The organism is Arthrobacter jiangjiafuii (assembly GCF_018622995.1).
GTDB classification, from domain to species: Bacteria; Actinomycetota; Actinomycetes; order Actinomycetales; family Micrococcaceae; genus Arthrobacter_B; species Arthrobacter_B jiangjiafuii.
Map to the genome: position 1 here is coordinate 259,605 of NZ_CP076022.1, position 17,669 is coordinate 277,273.

At 64.2% G+C, this 17,669-nt stretch carries 17 protein-coding genes; 7 read left to right on the top strand and 10 right to left on the bottom strand.

Annotated features, from left to right (window positions below; genetic code table 11):
• Window positions 1-106 precede the first annotated feature (106 nt).
• The 3 genes from KKR91_RS01410 to KKR91_RS01420 all read left to right on the top strand — a co-directional run bounded on the left by KKR91_RS01410 (window position 107) and on the right by KKR91_RS01420 (window position 3,647).
• Window positions 107-799 carry a hypothetical protein gene (locus KKR91_RS01410; RefSeq protein ID WP_210231466.1) on the top strand — a complete coding sequence of 231 codons (693 nt, stop codon included), beginning with the start codon at window positions 107-109 and terminating at the stop codon, window positions 797-799.
• Window positions 796-1,485 (top strand): DUF3800 domain-containing protein, encoded by a 690-nt coding sequence (locus KKR91_RS01415; protein ID WP_210231465.1) that lies wholly within the window; start codon window positions 796-798, stop codon window positions 1,483-1,485. The genes KKR91_RS01410 and KKR91_RS01415 overlap by 4 nt, the downstream gene beginning before the upstream one ends.
• A gap of 764 nt (window positions 1,486-2,249) precedes the next feature.
• Window positions 2,250-3,647 carry a P-loop ATPase, Sll1717 family gene (locus tag KKR91_RS01420; protein WP_210231464.1) on the top strand — a complete coding sequence of 466 codons (1,398 nt, stop codon included), beginning with the start codon at window positions 2,250-2,252 and terminating at the stop codon, window positions 3,645-3,647.
• 485 nt (window positions 3,648-4,132) lie between these two features.
• Here the strand turns inward: KKR91_RS01420 and KKR91_RS01425 are convergent, their stop codons facing one another.
• The gene (locus KKR91_RS01425; protein WP_210231463.1) at window positions 4,133-4,690 is read right to left on the bottom strand and encodes a small multidrug efflux protein; all 558 of its coding nucleotides are present in this window, start codon (window positions 4,688-4,690) and stop codon (window positions 4,133-4,135) included.
• 154 nt (window positions 4,691-4,844) lie between these two features.
• On the opposite strand from KKR91_RS01425, the gene KKR91_RS01430 reads away from it, so the two are divergent.
• Together KKR91_RS01430 and KKR91_RS01435 are read left to right on the top strand one after the other, a co-directional pair.
• The gene (locus tag KKR91_RS01430; protein ID WP_210231462.1) at window positions 4,845-6,068 is read left to right on the top strand and encodes a sensor histidine kinase; all 1,224 of its coding nucleotides are present in this window, start codon (window positions 4,845-4,847) and stop codon (window positions 6,066-6,068) included.
• The gene (locus tag KKR91_RS01435) at window positions 6,065-6,667 is read left to right on the top strand and encodes a response regulator transcription factor (protein ID WP_210231461.1); all 603 of its coding nucleotides are present in this window, start codon (window positions 6,065-6,067) and stop codon (window positions 6,665-6,667) included. The genes KKR91_RS01430 and KKR91_RS01435 overlap by 4 nt, the downstream gene beginning before the upstream one ends.
• Before the next feature lie 85 nt (window positions 6,668-6,752).
• On the opposite strand, the gene KKR91_RS01440 is transcribed toward KKR91_RS01435, so the two are convergent.
• Both KKR91_RS01440 and KKR91_RS01445 read right to left on the bottom strand, forming a co-directional pair.
• Window positions 6,753-7,583 (bottom strand): SDR family oxidoreductase, encoded by an 831-nt coding sequence (locus tag KKR91_RS01440; RefSeq protein WP_210231460.1) that lies wholly within the window; start codon window positions 7,581-7,583, stop codon window positions 6,753-6,755.
• Between the two features lies 1 nt (window position 7,584).
• A complete protein-coding gene (locus KKR91_RS01445; protein ID WP_210231459.1) occupies window positions 7,585-8,970 on the bottom strand; it encodes a flavin-containing monooxygenase in 1,386 nt (461 codons plus the stop codon).
• Between the two features lie 65 nt (window positions 8,971-9,035).
• Between KKR91_RS01445 and KKR91_RS01450 the strand changes: the two genes are divergently transcribed.
• Window positions 9,036-9,839: an alpha/beta hydrolase gene (locus tag KKR91_RS01450; protein ID WP_210231458.1), complete on the top strand. Its 804-nt coding sequence runs from the start codon at window positions 9,036-9,038 to the stop codon at window positions 9,837-9,839.
• 23 nt (window positions 9,840-9,862) lie between these two features.
• On the opposite strand, the gene KKR91_RS01455 is transcribed toward KKR91_RS01450, so the two are convergent.
• The 7 genes from KKR91_RS01455 to KKR91_RS01485 form a co-directional block, all read right to left on the bottom strand.
• Window positions 9,863-10,522 (bottom strand): TetR/AcrR family transcriptional regulator, encoded by a 660-nt coding sequence (locus tag KKR91_RS01455; RefSeq protein ID WP_210231457.1) that lies wholly within the window; start codon window positions 10,520-10,522, stop codon window positions 9,863-9,865.
• A gap of 255 nt (window positions 10,523-10,777) precedes the next feature.
• Window positions 10,778-11,857 (bottom strand): 2-aminoethylphosphonate ABC transporter substrate-binding protein, encoded by a 1,080-nt coding sequence (locus tag KKR91_RS01460; protein ID WP_210231456.1) that lies wholly within the window; start codon window positions 11,855-11,857, stop codon window positions 10,778-10,780.
• Between the two features lie 74 nt (window positions 11,858-11,931).
• Window positions 11,932-12,738, bottom strand: a complete 807-nt coding sequence (locus KKR91_RS01465) for an ABC transporter permease (RefSeq protein ID WP_210231455.1) — start codon at window positions 12,736-12,738, stop codon at window positions 11,932-11,934.
• A complete protein-coding gene (locus KKR91_RS01470; RefSeq protein WP_210231454.1) occupies window positions 12,728-13,639 on the bottom strand; it encodes a 2-aminoethylphosphonate ABC transporter permease subunit in 912 nt (303 codons plus the stop codon). The genes KKR91_RS01465 and KKR91_RS01470 overlap by 11 nt, the downstream gene beginning before the upstream one ends.
• Window positions 13,636-14,835, bottom strand: coding sequence for an ABC transporter ATP-binding protein (locus tag KKR91_RS01475; protein ID WP_210231453.1), 1,200 nt, complete (start codon window positions 14,833-14,835; stop codon window positions 13,636-13,638). Before KKR91_RS01475 ends, KKR91_RS01470 begins: the two co-directional genes overlap by 4 nt.
• A gap of 32 nt (window positions 14,836-14,867) precedes the next feature.
• Window positions 14,868-15,602, bottom strand: coding sequence for a phosphonatase-like hydrolase (locus KKR91_RS01480; protein WP_210231452.1), 735 nt, complete (start codon window positions 15,600-15,602; stop codon window positions 14,868-14,870).
• Window positions 15,603-15,613: 11 nt separating this feature from the next.
• A complete protein-coding gene (locus tag KKR91_RS01485; RefSeq protein WP_210231451.1) occupies window positions 15,614-16,771 on the bottom strand; it encodes a TIGR03364 family FAD-dependent oxidoreductase in 1,158 nt (385 codons plus the stop codon).
• A gap of 157 nt (window positions 16,772-16,928) precedes the next feature.
• On the opposite strand from KKR91_RS01485, the gene KKR91_RS01490 reads away from it, so the two are divergent.
• On the top strand, window positions 16,929-17,663 hold the full coding sequence (locus tag KKR91_RS01490) for a GntR family transcriptional regulator (RefSeq protein WP_237687562.1): 735 nt from the start codon (window positions 16,929-16,931) through the stop codon (window positions 17,661-17,663).
• Window positions 17,664-17,669 lie beyond the last annotated feature (6 nt).

Genomic DNA, 17,669 nt, shown 5'->3' on the forward strand with positions numbered 1-17,669 from the left:
TCGTATGGAAATGCTTCGACTTTCTGCGCGAGGGTATGCCCAGATCCGGCATGTACTCGTGCAATTGCCCGACACAGGCGCCCCCCGCGCGTCCACTCTTTCCCGCATGGTTAGCCAGCGCAAGCATCGTGCCCTCGTTCTTTACATGCTGCTCCTGGCCAGCTGGCCTTGGCTCGCCGAACGTCGCGATCCCCTGCAAGGGGATGTCTGGATCAGGGCTCTAACGACCAGTAAGGGGCTGACTTGGACTGCCTCGTCGCTCTCTCGGGCTTGGGGGGACCTAGCAGACCTGGGACTCGTCGAGAAGAAACGTGAGGAACGTCTGCTGCGGGTCGTTCCTCGGAGGGAGGATGCAGCGGTTCCATATGATCCGCCCCGCGGGCGAACCGACCGCTGGAACGCCTACTTTGTACTTCCGGACAGCTTTTGGCTTGACGAGCACTTTGCCCATCTCAGCCTTCCGGCTTTGGCAATGCTGTTGATCGTCGCCAAAGAGACAAATGCGAAGGCGGAAACATGGCTGACTTACGAAAACTGCGATGAGTGGTACGGGCTAAAACCGCAAACCGTAAAGAAGGGGCTGAAAGAACTCCAGACAATCGGGCTACTACACCGGCGGATCGAAAAGCTCAAAGCCCCTCTATCCCCGACGGGCTGGACGGTTCGCATGTGGTACTCCCTTACGGGAGATTTCGGGTACGAGGCACGCGTGGCTCTCAGGAAGCGCGCAGCCGGCGAACTCCAGAGTCGGATCGCCAAAACTTCCACAAAGAACACCAAGGAGGTCTCGGCCCGATGACCATTTCCCGTCTCATTTACATCGACGACTCCGGATCAGTTGACAGTGGCCTGATCGTTTACGGATGGATCGAGTGTTCGCCCGAGCGCTGGCGTTACGCGTTGAGGGCTATCCTCGAGCTTCGGAAGTCACTCTACCGAGAGCACGCCGTCCCTCCTGCCGAGGAACTTCATGCCACCAAGTTCATCAATGGCCGAGACCGTGTCTCTACCCGCGACCATGCCAGCCGGACGGAGTGGAAGACCTTGGGGCGGGCCATTGCCCGTGACTGCCTTACCGTTCTCAGGGACTGCGACGATATCCGGATCGGATCGGTGTACCGTCGGACAAATGCTAAAGGGCGGGAGTACTCCCTGGAGCGCGGCAAGGTGTACGAAGAACTTCTGCGACAGCTAAACGATGAGCACCGGGCAGACGATACCTATGCCTTCCTCAGCATGGATGGCGACGGGTCCGACCCGACTTACTTCAATGCGCATCGTTCCCTGCCACTGGATAGTCGATACATCATTGAGGACCCAATGTTCCACGATTCTCGACGTTCCCAGTGGGTGCAGATGGCCGATCTTGTCGCGTATGTCGTCTTCACCCACCTCAATCGACATGACGGCAACAAGTTCGCGTGGGACTGGTACGAAGACTACCTGGCGCCACGAGATTGTCATCTCGGGCCCCAAGAAATCTAGGGACTGAAAAGTTTTCTGTTAAACAGCAAGACCCGCTGGTCCACGAGTGTGGGGCGGGTCCGCTCTTCTACTATACACAACATGTCCACGCCATAGGTCTGCAAACGCAAGCTATGTCGGCGCTTTCGGGGAGGTACTCTCTGTGAGTACAGCTTGCCCTAAACCAGCTGCTCTGAGCTTGCTTGAGTGAAGAAATCTTTGCACCACACAGAACAACGGCCAGGGCGCCGCAGGCATGTCACTGCTCGGAGCCGGAAACCGACCCCATGAATGCGACCGGGCGCAGCAGCGACATGGCTTCCTCCGTGAGGTATGCAGCTCCTCCGGCAGCGGGTCCAGCTCGCCCTGCAGTCCTTCGAGAACCCGATCGATGCCCGCGAGTTCCTCGGTGCGCAACGCATCACCCAGTCCGCAGTTTGTGCTCGCTGTGGAAGGTCAGCCCGTTGGCCACGCCGCACCGGTGCCGTCACCCATGGGAGGGATGTGGCCGCCCTTCCGTATCATGGCGGCTTACTGAGATCGGGTGCGTTGGCAACTAGCGCTTAACGGTAATCGAAGCATCGCCGTCAGGGGAGTGTTACTCAATCACTCGGACGTAAGCGTACGTGCCTTTGTTCTCATCGGTGCAATATGGGAGTGTTCGACTCCGGAAGCGAGCCAGGAACGCCTCGGTCGACGATCGAATTATGGATAGCCCAGCCACTTGCCAAACAAATGTTATGTGTCAGTTTCGATACTCACGCACGGTCCGATACCTTCTAGTTATGACTACTTCACTTGCGCGGCCACTAGATCGAGTGGATTTCGGGCGCATCGACGCCGAAAAAGACGACAAGCTGCTCGACTACTTCATCACTGTCGGCACTGCTGGTAAGGCCCTTCAAGGGAAATACCTAGTCCTTGGTCGTAAAGGTGCCGGCAAGAGTGCTCTTTTCCGATACGTAGCATCGAACGCGAACCGAACCGTCGTTGAACTTGATCTCAAGGATTATGTGTTCAAGGCGCATAGGGCTCTTCGCGACGAAGGGGTGGAAGCATCTTTTGCCTACACTGAGTCGTGGAGGTTCGCCTTCGTCATTGCAATGTTCAGCCAAAGCTACCCGTCGATGCCGTTCCTGCTCAGGTGGAAAGGCAAGCGTCTGCTCCGCAAGTTGGGCACCGGACCAGATAAGGCTCCCATCCGGGCTATCCTTGGCTGGCTTTCCAGAGTCCGAAATATCACTTTGCCATCGGTCGGCGGGGTATTGGACCTCGGTGGTTACAGCGTCGACTCGAAGGAGATGAAACCCTTTGAAGCGTCAACGCGCGAACTTGTGAACCAACTGCAGGACTTGCTAGCTTCGGCCGTAAAGTTGCGTCCAATCACGGTTCTTGTTGACCGTCTGGACGACGCATGGGACGGTTCTGAAGATTCCCTCAAACTCATCGGTGGGGCTGCGCGAGCAGCGCGACAGCTTGCCGATGACTTGAAACAGTCCGGCGCTGCCCCCGCAATCGTGTTCCTGCGGACGGATTTGTGGGAGCGCCTAAAGTTCAACGATAAGAACAAGTTCATGCAGGACACCGTCACCCTCGATTGGGATAACGAAGCCTTGGCGCAGGTAATTGAGGAACGTATACATAAGACGGCTGACTTGCCTGAGGGGCAGGGGTGGGAAACGATTTTCACCACCGAAAGAATGCGCCAAGGAACATCTGCCCAGAACTACATGCTCAAACGAGTTATGGGGCGCCCGAGGGATGTTGTTGCCTTTGCGGTATTTGCCCTAGAGGTCGCAATCGCGAACGGCCACGAGCGTATTGAGAAATCAGATATATACGATGCCGAAGCTAGATACAGCGAGCACATCCTTGATGAACTTCGGGACGAGATTTCCGAACATGTCGAAGATATGGAGGCGGTGGTAAACGCGATGAAGGCTCTTGAACGCAGGAAGGTGGCCCTCGATGCCTGGAATGCGGCCGCATTGAGTAGCGGAATTGCCTCCGATAACATTCACCGTGTTCGTGAACTCTTGTTTGAAGCTTCGGCGATCGGTGTTCTTCGGGCCAATCAAAAAACCGCTTACCGGTATAATGATCGGTCACTTAAGATCGATGAAACCGGTGATATAAGTGTGCATCCTGCGCTCCTCAAAGAACTGGGAATTATAGACGCATAATTCCCAGTCGGGGAAATCATACAATTGCTCGGGAAACGCCTGGTACGGGGGCTTCCGGTGTCACAGCGGATCGTGCGATAGCCCCCGCCGAACAGGCGGGGAGGACGATGTGCCAAACGTGAACGGCTTCCCTTGGCGCGGCCAGAGCACCGCCGGCATCCCACCCCTCGGAGCCGGAAACTCCCCGAACTGACGTAGCCAAGCGCAACGCGCGGCCAGCGAAGCAATTTCCTCTGCGGTGAGCAGCTTTGCCAGATTCTGGCCCAACTCACCTTCCAGCCCCGAGAGAACACCGTCGATACCGGCGAGTTCCTCGGCGCTCCGCGCCTCGCCGGTCCAACCCCACAGTACGGTCAGCGGCAGTGATGAGCGGTGCAGCGGTGCGGGTGGACGGCGGTGCGCTGACGTGTGGTCTAGCCGGACGGGTGTAACTGGTGGTGCCGGCCGCGCGCGGCCGGCGGAGCACAGCCTGCCCGGCTGACCGGTCAGCTCACAGCAGCCAGGACGCGGCTGATGATGATTGTGGTGGCTGTTGTCCAGCCGAAGATTGCGATCGCCTGCCAGACCAGGATGCGTGCCTTGCCGATGCCGGTGGCAACGAGCATGGTGGCCGTGAACTGGGTGGGCAACAGGAGCGGTCCGAGCAGGCTCACCCCGGGAACACCGAAACGCTCATAGGCGCGCTGGAACTTGGCCCTGCGCGGGGACATCCGGTCCTCGTTCACGGCGTAGATGGTCGCTGCGCCGGCGGAGGGCCCGGTGCCGGCCACCGCATCGCGCTCAGCCCGAGCCTTCGTCCGGGAACGGGTAAGGACGGCGTCGCGCGCTCCTGAGCTGAGCAGCACCAACAGCGCCACGCACAGGAAGTTGCCGATCATCGCGGCAGCCGCCGCGGCCACCGGATAAAGGCCGCCGAGGAGCCCGATCGTCGCAGCGCCCTCACCCTCGATGAAGGGGACCGCGCCAGCTGCCGCAACCACGACCGGCTGGAGCAGTTCCGGCACCTCTGCGGCAAGGTTCTGGAAGGTCTCGATAAGGCTCATGGTGTGCTCCTGTCAGTGCGGCGCGGGGCATTTCCCCGGCCATGTCTCCAGTTCACCCGTTGGGAGATGCCGCAGTAAGTGGCCCGAAGGCACTGGTTTCCGTGCGATCCGCACGTCACCTCCATGACTTATGTCATGCCGATAAGCTGTGCCGATGAGCAGTCCGCCCGAGCACGCCGCCACCGTATCCGCCGCCGCGGAAGCCCGCGGCTCCCTGCGGTTGACCCGGAGCATCAGCGCCACCTGGACTTTCACGGCCACGTCGATCCTGATTTTCGAGCTCCTCATGGTTTTCTTCACGGTGGCCGTTCTTGTTGATGGGGGATCCGGCGGAGCAGCGGCCGCAGGAGTGGGTGCCGCCGGATTGCTGTGGACGGCAGCGACGCTGCTGCCGCTGCTCGACTACCGCCATCGCACCGATGCGGCACCGATCATGAGCGTCCGCCATCTCGCACCGCTTCTGATGGCGGCGATATACGGGCTCGCGGCGGGAATGGGGACCGGGATTTGGGTGCTGGCGGCCGTGCCCGTCATCCAAATAATCATGCTGCTGAACTGGCCGCCGGGAGTGCGCCTGCGCGTGGTGCTGGCGGCGACCGGCCTGCTTGTTGCGGTTGCGGCGATTGATTTTCGGCTGACGCTGGCAGACAGCAGCGGCACGGTGTGGCCCCAAGCGATCCTTGTGGGCGTGGCACTCCCGGCTATCACCGTGAGCTCGTTGTGGTGGTGGGATGTGCTCGTCACGCTCGACCGGGCCCGTGGCTCTGAGGCGAGGCTCGCGGCCACCCAGGAGCGGCTGCGCCTCGCAACCGACGTTCATGATCTGCAGGGACACCACCTCCAGGTCATCGCCCTGCAGCTGGAGCTGGCCGAGCGGCTCATGCCGCATGACCCGGAGACGGGGATGGAACATCTGCGTGCGGCCCGCGCCAGCGTGGCCGGTGCCAGCCAAGGCACCCGGGACCTTGCCGCACGGTTCCGCTCGGTGCCCCTGCGCGACGAGATGGCCAATGCCGTGGACCTTTTGAGGGCCGGCGGACACCAGGCTGAGTTCACGACCGATCCCGACACGTCGCTCGCACCGGCGTCGGTATTGGGGCCGGTCATCCGTGAGACCACCACCAATGTGCTCCGCCACGGCGGCGGCAGATGGGCGCAGCTGTCCCTCAGCCGCGCGGACGAAGGGTGGCGGTACCAGATTTCCAACGACGTCGGCGCGGTAGTTTCCTGCGGTGACGCTTCGGATCGGGATGCTTCCGGGTTGGACGGAATTGCGCTTCGGGCCGCCGGGGCGGGCGGCGAACTCGAGGTGCGGCGCGAAGACGAAACGTTCACCGTGGTTGTCACTGTTCCTGCGCCCGGAAAGGACAGCAAATGATCCGCGTGCTGCTTGCGGACGATGAGGGGATGATTCGCTCTGCTCTGGCGGCGTTGCTGAGCCTCGAATCGGATATCGAGGTTGTGGCGGAATGCGCCGACGGCGCGGAAGCGGTGAGCGAAGCGGTGCGGCTCAAGCCGGATATCTGTCTGCTGGACCTGGAAATGCCGCATCTCGACGGCGTTCAGGTCACGGAGCAGTTGAACCGAACCATCGCCGCGCGGTGCGTGATTGTCACCCGCCATGCCCGGCCGGGGGTCCTGCGGCGCGCGCTGGCGTCGGGTGCTGCGGGATTCATGCCGAAGTCCCGCAGCGCCCATGAGGTTGCTGTCGTCATCCGCCGCGTTGCTGCCGGTGGCCGCTACGTCGATCCGGAAGTGGCAGCAGACGCACTGAGCGACGAGCGCCCACCGTTGACCGACCGGGAGTTGGACGTGCTGCGCGCGGCCCGGCAAGGGGAGTCGACGCGGCAGATCGCGCACACCCTGTCACTGGCTACCGGCACCGTGCGTAACCACATCTCGACCGTACTAGGAAAGCTTGCGGTGGAGTCCCGGCAGCAAGCGGTGCTCCTTGCGGAGGAGCGCGGCTGGATTTGACCGTCGCCCCAGGCGCAGGTTTTTCAGCCACGAGGACCACTGCAGCATCCGGAGTCTTCTGCCAGGAGTTCCGCGTCGCCGGGACCTATAAGTGGGCGTTCGGGCGTCGGGTGAGCCGCTCGGTGAGGAGCCTGTTGGCCCAGTTCGGAGATATCTGGGCCGTTGCAGCCAGGACACGGGCCTGGATCCCGACGGCGCGGTGGACGTTCCGGGGCCACCTCCGGTTGCGGGCCTTGACGCTGCGATCCACGGCGGCGACAGCGGCTGCGGCAACGTCGGTTTCGTTCAGCCGCACACCGAACGACTGGATTGCTCCGATGTTGACGCCCTTGACCATCCCGGTGTTGACGAACAGCGGCCATAGATCGAGCACGGCAATGCCATGTTCCGCCCATTCCAGTTCCAGTGCCTCGGTGAGGCCGCGGACAGCGAACTTCGTCGCCGAGTAGGTGGCAAGATCAGGCTGCCCGTAAATGGCCGAGGCAGATCCCAGATTGAGCAGCACCGGCCTGTCAGCCTTCTTCAGGTACGGGAACGCGGTATGGGCACCGTTGATGGTGCCGAGAACGTTGACGTCCACGAGCGCCCGGTGCCGTTCAAGATCGGTATCAACGAACGGCCCGGCAGCCAGCAGCCCGGCGTTGTTGACCAGCAGGTCCAAGTGGTCCTCGCACACGGAGGCCAGGGCATCGCGCCACTGCTGGGCATCCCGGACATCGAGCGGTCCGGTGACGACGGTCGTGCCGTGGGCAGAAGCGATGTCCTTGAGCTCGGCGAGGCCGTGAGTGTCGATGTCGAAGGCGCCGACCCGCCATCCGTTGCGCAGCAGAAGGGCGGCGGTGGCGTGTCCGATGCCGCGGCCGGCGCCCGTGACGACGGCGACGCGGCCGGAATGCTGCTCACTGTTCCCGGCCATCTCAGGCCGCCACGCGGTGGGAGTTGGCCTGCGCAGCGGTGACGCGCCGTGCTCCGGCCTCGCGCTCGCTGCGCAGGACCCGCATGTAATCGTCGAAATCCACCTGGATGGTGTGCCGCTTGCTGGTGACGTACCTCTTGGCGACCGCCTTCCGGTGGCGGTCAATCTCCGCGTCCATCTCCGCCGGTTCCGGCAGGGCGTAGCGGCCCTGGAGATGGTCGGCAGCGAGCTCGGACTGCCGCTCGGAGATCGGCATGATCGCGCCGAGCGGCTGGACGAGTCCGATGAAGAACAGCCCGGGCACCGTCGGGTGGAACATCCGCTTGTAGAGCCTGACCTCGTTGTCTCCGCCGGGGTCAAGGAAGTCACGGTCGAAGAAGGGGAAGGAGATCTTGTACCCGGTGCAGTAGACCACCAGGTCGGCCGCGACGCGGCTGCCGTCCGCGAAGACCACGTCGTCGCCGTCGAACCGCTGGATGTTTGGCTTCGGAACCACGGCGCCGTGGGCCAGCCGGTCGAGCACCCGGCTGGACATGGTCGGGTGTGCCTGGGCGAACTTATGGTCGGGCTCCTGGAGGCCGTAGCGCGACATCGGACCCGTGGCCGCACGCATGAGCAGCCGGGCAACCGGCCAGCGGACCCAGGACGGGATCTTCTCGTTCCCGGCGATCTCATCGTAGGGCTTGCCGAAGACGTACTTGGGAATGATGTGCACTCCCCGCCGGTGGGAGAGGTAGGTCTCGGCCGCGTGATAGCTGGCGTCCGTGGAGATGTCCATGGCCGAGTTGCCCATGCCGAGCACCACAACCCTCTTGCCGACGAGCTGCTGCTCGTCCTTGTAGTCGTGGGAGTGCATCTGCTCGCCGGTGAAGGTCTCCGCGCCGGGGAAAGCGGGCTCCGGCATCCGGGGGTCCCAGTGGTGGCCGTTGGCGACCATGACCGAGCCGTAGAACCGGGTCTCCCCGCTGTTCAGCCGCACCTCGAAACCGCCGCGGGGGAGCGGGTGCACCTGCTCCACGCCGGTGTTGAAGGTGATCTTGTCCCGGAACCCGAAGTGGTCCACGTAGGCGTCGAAGTACGCGGCGATCTGGTCGTGGCGGGCGAAGTTGGGCAGGGCCTCGGGCATCGGAAAGTCGCTGAACTCCATCCGGCTGCGGGAGGTGTTGATGTGCAGGGATTTGTACGTCGCCGACACGCCGTTGCTGTTGCCCCACACCCAGTTGCCGCCCACCCGGTCGGAAAGCTCGAAGCAGTCGAAGCCGAGTCCGCGTTCGTGGAGCACCTTGGCCGCCGTGATGCCGGAGGATCCGGCGCCGATGACACACACGCGCTCGCGGTCGCTGCGGCTGAGGTTGGCGGCGGAGGACGTGCTGTGGAATGTCGTCATTGGCGCTCCAGGCTGTGGATATGACCGGTGGTCATGTGATGTGTGTCACTGTAGACTCCCCGACTGTGACGATCAACATCAACACTCCGGCATGCAGCATCGGTCCGCGCGGCCTGGAGCTGCACCACGTCCTTCCGGCCCCCGGTGTGCCGGAGAAAGCACCGCTATTGTTCGTGCACGGGCTCGGACACGGAGCCTGGTGCTGGTCCCACTGGCTGGAGGCTGCCGCCGCGGCCGGCCATCCGGCGTACGCGGTCTCGCTGCGCGGACACGGTGCCAGCCAAGGGTCGTTGCGGACGGCCAGGCTGAGCCATTATGTCGACGACGTCGTCCACACGGCGGCCAGCCTGCCCCGGCGGCCGGTGCTGGTCGGACACTCCCTGGGCGGGCTGGTGGTGCAGCTGGCACTGGCGCGGTACGCCGCCCGGGCCGGTGTCCTGGTGGCTCCCGTGCCGGCCCATCCGGCCGTGGGTTCCCTCCTGGCGATTGCCCGCCGCCACCCCGCAGACGCGGCCCGCTTGTGCCTCGGCAGGTCCTTGCCGCTGCGCCCGGACTACCTGTTCAACCAGCTCCCCGGGCCCGAGGCCCAGCGGCTGGCCGACCGGTGCGGGCCGGAGTCGCCGCTGGTCCAGTACCAGCTCCTGCTGCACCGGCCGGCAGCGCGGCCCCGCGGCGACGCGCCGGTGCTGGTGCTTGCCACCCCGGACGATGCCCTCGTGCCCCTGGCCGACGTGCGCCGCACGGCATCGCGCTACGCAGCCCCCGTCCTCACCTTCCCCGGCATGGGCCACGACCTGATGCTCGACCGCGGGTGGCGCGCACCCTTCGATGCGATGACGAGCTGGCTCGGCCAGCTGCCGCCGCGCTGAGCATCGCCGCATCGGGCGGACGGTCAGACGGCGTCGAGGTGTTGCGGACCGAACGCCGCCTCGAGCACAGCGACCAAACGCTCGACGGCGGAATGCCGTTCCTGACGGGCCGCGCTGCTCAACCCCAGCACCGGATCAAGGCCCGGGCTGTGCGGGGCCAGTGCGATGTGGGGCAGCAACACCAGCAACAGGGCGAGGAAAGCCTCCAGGTCCGCCTGCGGCCGCAGGTCACCGCGCTTGGAAGCACCGGCCAACAGCGGCCGCAGAACGGCGGCGTAGTGCTCATTGGCGACCTGACGGACCGCCATCCGCGCGGACCGCTCCGGTTCCACGTTGACCGCCACCGTCATCGCGAGCTCCAGGGGGTGGGAATGGAAGTACTCCTCCCACAGCACCACCAGCTCGCGGAGCGGGACGAAGAACCCGTGGCTCCAGTCGAGAGACCGGATGGCCATCTCCATGTCCGCCCGGATGCGGACGCTGGCGCGCTCGGACAGGTACGCGTACAGGTCTGATTTGTCGCGGAAGTACTGGAACAGGCTGCCCTTGGCGACACCAGCCTCGCGTGCAATGACGTTCAAGCTGCCCCCGGAGAAGCCGTGCCGGGAGAACTCATCCTCTGCCGCGCTGATCACCGCGTTACGCCGGGCCTCCGGCAGCCGCTCCCACGTCGTCGTCGGCATCCAATGTCCTCCCGCTTGCGCTCACAGTCAGCCCCAGTCTCCCAGAGTCCTTCGCCGGTCCCCGCCAGAAGTGGTCGTACACTTCGGTGACCGGTCTACAAGGGGGACACCGCGTGGCATGCCAGGGCTGCACGACATCTTCACATCTCGCCCGGGCCAACGCGCGCCAGCTGCTCTGAGCCCGCACCCGCAACCGTGAGACGCAAAGGGGTCGGCTGCTCCACCGAGCAATCGACCCCTTAGCGGTTCGGAGGACTAGAGCGTCCCGGTGACCGTGTTCCACTCGCCAATGTAGTCGTCGAGGTTGGTTGCAATGTCATCCCAGTCGGGATGCAGGACCGTTACTCCGTCCATGATTGCTGCGAGCTCTTCGGCAACGTCACCGGCAGGCGTGATATCGGTGCGTGCGGGGAAGCCTCCGCCGCTGGTGGTGATCAGCGCCTGCGCATCGTCTGTGTAGAGGTAGTCCAGCAGCTTCTTGGCGGCGTCCTCGTGCGGGGCGTTGGCCACCAGGCCGACGGTGTAGGGGACGGAGAGGGTAGTCGGGATGCCGTCGTCGCCCTTAAGGAAGAAGATGCCGAGGTTGGGCATGGTGGCGCTCTGTGCGAAGTTCATCTGCACATCGCCGTTGGCGATGAGCAGTTCGCCCTTGTCGACCTTCGCGGCCAGTTGGCCGGTGGAGTCGGACGGCCCGACGTTATTCTTCTGCAGCTCGCCGAAGAAGGTGTAGGCCTTATCAGCACCCAGGACTTCACGGGCGAGCATCAACATGGCCGTGCCGTCACCGGCGATGCCGGGGGTGGAGTACTGGAGTTTGCCCTGGTAGGCGGGATCCAGAAGGTCCTGCCATGACTCGGGCGCATCGGCGGCTTCGGCAGTGTTGTGGATGAAGCCGATGTAGTTGTTGACCAGCGTTGTGTAGGCCCCGTCCGCGTCCTTGTCCTCCGCGGGGACGTTCTCCGTGCCGGCAGGCTGATAGGGGGTGAGCAGCCCGTCCTCATCGGCGATCTGGATGAAGGGCGGCAGGGTGACGAGCAGGTCGGCCTGTGTGTTGCTTGATTCTTGGTTCACGCGTTGCAGGACTTCCCCGGAACCGCCTTCCACAACCTGCACCTTGATGCCGGTTTCGGCAGTAAATGCGGCGAAGACCTGGGCGTAGTAGGAGTTGTCGCCGTCGTTCAGGCCGTCAGCGGTGTACACGGTAACGGTGTCGCTGTCGCCGGACGCCGGGGTGCCGTCGGCGGTGGCGGATCCGGCGCAGCCGGTGAGCGTGGCGATGGACAGACTGGCGCCGAGGGTGAGCGCAAGGCGGGCCTGGATGCGGAAGTTGGCCATGACGGATCGCTTTCTCTGGGTGAAGGGCGGTTCAGTGGTGGTGGGGGTGTGGGGGATTGGGGTCGGGGCCGCGTTCAGCGGGTAATTCCGGTACGTCGGTTGGCCATGCGTTGCAGGACCAGCAGCGCGATAAGGGTGATCAGCAACAGGAGAACGGCGAGGGCAGCACCTTCGTACAGGCGGATGCCCCGGCTGGTGAAGGAAAACACCTGCAGCGGCATGGTCCGCCAGGACGGCGGGGCGACCATCATCATTGCGGTGAGTTCGCCCATCGACATGGCGATACACATCGCGGCGGCGCCGGCCAGTGCGGGGCGCAGCAGGGGGAGCACCACCGTGGCGATGATCCGGGTGCGGCTGGCCCCGAGGGCTGAGGCGGCTTCTTCGAACGCCGGATCCAGGCGGACGACGGCGGCGGAGATCGGCTGGTAGGCGAGGGCGACGACGAGTACGGTGTGTGCGACGACGACGATCCAGACCGTGCCGTTCAGGCGCAGCGGACCGGAGGAAAACGCCATCAGCAGGGCAAGCCCCACGGCCACGGAGGGAATCGCGACGGGGAGCAGGAAGACGGTGTCGATGATTCGTTTGAGCCAGGGGGTGCGGCGGGCGGCCAGTGCCGCCGTCGTCGCAATGATCAGTGCAAGGACTGTGGCGACGAAGGCGGTGACGAGCGAGGCGGTGACGGTGTTGGCGGTGGCGGATTCCGTGAACACAGCGGCGAAGTTACCCAACGTCGCTCCGGAGGGGAGGACACCGGACCAGCTGGTGGCGAAGGCACCGAGGATGATGACGAGGAAGGGCAGCGCGAACATTGCCAGCAGAAGCGCGATCGCGACGGTGTGCACGAGCAGGCGGGCGGCACGGTTTCTAACGAGCACGGGAGCCTCCGAGGGTGCGGGCGGTGACCTGGCGGTACAGGATGTACAGGCCCAGCGAGAGGGCGATGTTCACGACGGCGGCGACGGCGGCGACACCGTAATTGCCGCGTCCGATGGCTTGGCCGTAGACGAGGGTGGGCAGGGTGGAAACTCCTTTGGCTCCGGTGAACAGGACGATGCCGAATTCGTTCATGGCGCGCAGAAGCACGAGGGACCCGCCGGCGAGGATAGAGGGAAGGATCTCCGGGAGAATCACCCGGCGGACAATGCGCCACGGTTTCGCACCGAGCGCTTCGGCGACCTCGACCTGGCTGGTATCCATTACCTGGAGGGCCGCCAGGGCGGGGCGTAGGGCGAAGGGGGTGAAGTAGATGACTTCGGCCAGGATGACGCCCCACTGGGTGCTGAGGAGGCTGACCGGCGGCAGGCTCAGGGCGCTGAGGGCGCCGTTGACCATGCCCACGTTTCCCCACACGAACACCAGGGCGAGCGTAATCAGGAAGGACGGAAAAGACAGATACACGTTGAGGGCGTTGGTGATGAATTCGGTTCCGCGGAACGGCACAAAGACCATCACGATGGCCAGGAACGTTCCCAGAATGACGCAGAGCACCGCGACGATCGACGCGATTCGGACGGTCGTCCAGACGGTGTCGATGAACACGGGGTTGCTGAAGAGTCGGTCCCAGGTGGCGAGGGTGAGGGTCCCCGCATCATCGTGAATGGAATTGCTGAGCAGCAACAGCACCGGATAAACGGTGAACACGAGCATCAGCGCCAGGGGGAGCAGCGCGACCAGGATGGCGGCGGTGCGGCGTCGTCGTTTGTTCTGCTCCGGTGCGTTGAAGGCGGGGGAACCGCTTTCAGCTACGTCCGCCGGTGCGGGGGCAAGTGTGGTCATGAAGCGACCGCCAATGAACCGAGCCCCGCCGGGTGCCCGGTAGCCATGGTGTCCGCGGCAGTGTCTGACCCGGTGGGCAGCGCGACCACCACACCCTCGGAATTCCGTGTTTCGGCACGAAGCATGACGGCGTCGGCGGCGGCAAACCCGATGCGGACGGTGGTGCCGGGGTGCGGCAGCTCAGCGAGTTCGAGGGCTTCGACGGCGAAGGGTTGCCCGGCAACGCGTCCCGCGATGAGGTGGGTCGATCCCCGCCACTGGATTTCCTCGACCTGCATTTCCAGTTCGTTCTCGGCGCGCTCACCGGCCGCGAGCAGGATGACCCGGTGTGGACGCAGTGACAGCTTGGCGGTGAGTTCCGCAGCCTGGACTGTTGGAGCGATCTTCAACAATTCCGGGTGTCCGGGCAGGAGCGCTTCGGTGGCGGAGGAAATGGTCACGGGAAGCACGTTGGAGGAGCCCAGGAAGCGGGCGGTGAATTCGAACTCCGGATCTCGGTACAACTTCTCGGCGGTGCCGTATTCGACGAGCCGGGAATTTGCCATAACTGCGATCCGGTCGGCCAGGGTGAGGGCTTCGTTTTGCCCGTGGGTAACGTACAGCATGGTGACGTCGGGCAGTTCCCGGTGCAGCCGCCCGAGCTCAGCCAGCATGCCTTGCCGTAGTTGTGCGTCAAGGGCAGAGAGGGGTTCATCGAACAGGAGCACTTCCGGGCGGGGTGCGAGGGCGCGGGCAATGGCAATGCGTTGCTGCTGGCCGCCGGAGAGAGTGCGCGGGTGCCGGTCGGCTTTGTCTGCCATACCGACCATTTCGAGGGCTTCGCCGACGCGGACGGCGATCTCGCGGCGCGGGATCTTGCGGGTCTTGAGCCCGAACGCGACGTTCTCAGCCACGGTCATGTGCGGGAAGAGGGCGTAGTTTTGGACGACCATGCCGATGCCGCGTTCCCGCGGTTCGCAGTGGGTGACATCCTTGCCGGAGAGCAGGATCTGCCCGGCGGAAGGTTCAGCGAACCCGGCGACAGCGCGCAGTGCCGTGGTTTTTCCGGCACCGGAGGGGCCCAACAGGGCGACGACTTCGCCGCGGCCTACAGAAAGGGTGAGGTCCTCAAGAATGACGACGCCGCCGCTGCCACGCACGGTAACGTTGCGGAATTCGATTCCCGGGGAGCGAGTGGTGCTGGTGCTAGTGATCACGAAATGTCCTCCTCAATGTGTAGAAGTGCAGGTCAGGGGAGGGCGATACCAAGCAGCGCCGGCAGGTCGGCGATGGAGGCGAGAATGTGGGTGGCGCCGGCGTCTTTCAACTGCTGTTCAGTGTGGGCTCCAGTCAGCACGCCGATTGCGGCGGCAGCTCCGGAACGCACACCGGTGAGGATGTCATTGGCGGTGTCTCCGACAACGATCATGTTCGCCACGGATTCGGTTTCCGTCGCGATCAGCGCGGCCAGGGCCATGTCCGGGAAGGGGCGGCCGCGGCCGGCCTGGGCCGGGGTGAGGGTCACATCGGCGATATCCGACCAGCCCAGTGAGTCCAAGAGGGCGGTTTGTGTCTCTACGGCGAATCCGGTGGTCATGGCGATCTTGACCCCTGCGTTCCGCAGGGCGGCCATCGCAGCGGCTGCGCCGGGGATCTCTTCGGCAGCACCGTCCGCGACGATCTGGCGGTAGGCGCTTTCGAAGGCGGCATTGGCACGCTGTGCCTTGTCTTCATTGCCGCCGGCGAGGTGGCGGAACACAACGATCTTCGAGTAGCCCATCGTGACGCGGACGTAGTCGAGCATTGCTTCCAGTGCGTCGTCGTCCGCGGCCAGCTGTTCGGCCTCGTTGGCGGCGAGGAATGCCTGCTCCACGAGTCCGTCGTCGGTGATGGTGGTGCCGGCCATATCGAGCACGGCGAGGGTGATGGGTGCTGCATCAGCACTGGAGCTGAGCCGGGCGGAGCGGGGCAGGGTGATGGTCATGGGGGTTTCTCCTAAACGAGTGTGCGGACTGCGGATGCGGTTGTGGAACGGGCAAAGGTGTGTGGGGCTATGCCCAGGGCGGTGGTCATTCCGATTCCGGTGGCCACGGTGACGACGTGCACGCCGGGAGCCGGTTCCTCGAGCACAAACTCCTGGGTGGGTGCGGATGCGTATACGCCCTGCCAGCGCTCCAGGACCGGCAGGTCGGTGAGTCCGAAGAGTGTTTTGGTTTCCCCAATGAGCAGGTCAAAGCCTGCCTCGGACTGGAACGGGGGAGAATCGATGGAGCGTTCATGGGTGTCCCCGACGATGAGGCTTCCGTCCGGTGGCGAGGTGTACATCTGGTTGAGGTCATAAGAGATGCCTGCCGGCTGCTCCCGTGCGAGGCGTTCCCGCAGTGCCGGTGCGGATGGTTGCGCGGCGAAACCGGAGTAACGCAGCAAGGACCAGCCGGTCAGCAGCGGCGTCGCCAGCGGCATCCGCAACGTCGGAGCTGCTTTGAGCATGTGCAGGCGGCAGCGGACGATGCCAATACGTTCCGCGATTTCCGGATACAGCCGGTCGAGGTCGTGGTTCGTGGCCACAACGATCATGTCGGCAGCAATGGTTCCCCGGGTTGTTTCCACGTGACCGGAGGAGACGGCGGCAACACGGGTGCGCCACGCGAAGTCGACTCCCTGCGTTGCCAGCCAGGCAGCGATCTCAGGGGCCGCTTCGCGGGGATCAACCTGCAGGTCTGCCGGCAGCCAGGCGCCGCCGAGCACTCCCTCCGTGGCGACGGGCACCTTAGCGAGCAATTCGTCTGCGGTGAGCATGCGGGAGTGTTCCGGTCCGGCAACCGCGGTGAACTCCTGCAATACGGCGAGTTCTTCCTCCCGGCGGGCGACGATCGTGGTGCCGCTCTCCCGGGCGAAGAATCCGACCTGATCCGCAAGCTCCAGCCACCGGTTGCGGGCTTCATTGGCGAAGCCGGCCGCGATGCCAGTCTGGGGAGTGAGGCAGGCATGGCCGAAGTTGCGCACTGATGCGCCGGTTACGCCTGTGGCCTGGTCGATGACCAGGACGCGTGCTCCCTGGCGCAGGCCTTCATAGGCGTGGGCGAGACCGACGATGCCGGCTCCGACAACAACGACGTCGTAGCGGCGAGAAGAATGGTGGGGAAGGTTCATACGGACCACGATGCCAGCCCCATCACCCACTTAGGTAGACATCTGGAAGGAATTAATCTGCTGTTAACCAGATGTATATATACGTTTACCGGCATTACGACACACCTGAGATCCGTCCGGCGGCGGAGCAGCTCAGTAGTATGAACATGTGGCCGAGATGATGTACAACCGGATCGCTGACGCATTGCGGCAGCAGATAGTCTCGGGCGTGCTCCCGCCCGGGGCAGAGCTTCCGCCCGAAGGCGAACTTGCCGTGCAGTGGAAGTCCTCCCGCGGGCCGGTCCGCAATGCACTCGGCGCGCTGCGGGCGGAGGGTCTGATCGAAACGACGCGCGGGCGGCCCAGCCGCGTTCTCTCCCGTAAGGCCCGGCAGGCCGCGGACGTGTATATTCCCTTCACGCGCTGGGCCGAGAGCTTCGGGCGCAAGCCGAGCGCCCGTACCGAAGCCCTGGGCCTACGGCGTGCGGATGCGGTCACTGCGCAGGCACTGAATGTCGAGCCGGGGACGTTGATAGTCGATCTCACGCGCCTGCGGATGTTGGACGGAGTGCCGACCATGCTCGAGCGCACCAGCTTCATTGAACATGTTGGCCGGCTCCTGTTTGAAGTGGACCTGGATACCGTCTCCATCACGGAGTACCTCGCCTCCCGCGGGCATCGTTTCAGCGGCGTCACCCATGAGATCGACGCCGTCGCAGCCAACGACGTTGACGCCCGCATGCTCGAGGTTGAACTCGGCTCTCCCATCCTGCGGCTGCGGCGTACCTCGGTTGACGCCAACGGGACCGCATTCGAGTATTCCGACGACCGCTACCGCAGTGACATCGTCCGTTTCACCGTCGATGCTTCCGGCCGCCAGGCCGACGGCTCCCACCTCATTCAGCCGAAGTAGACTGGC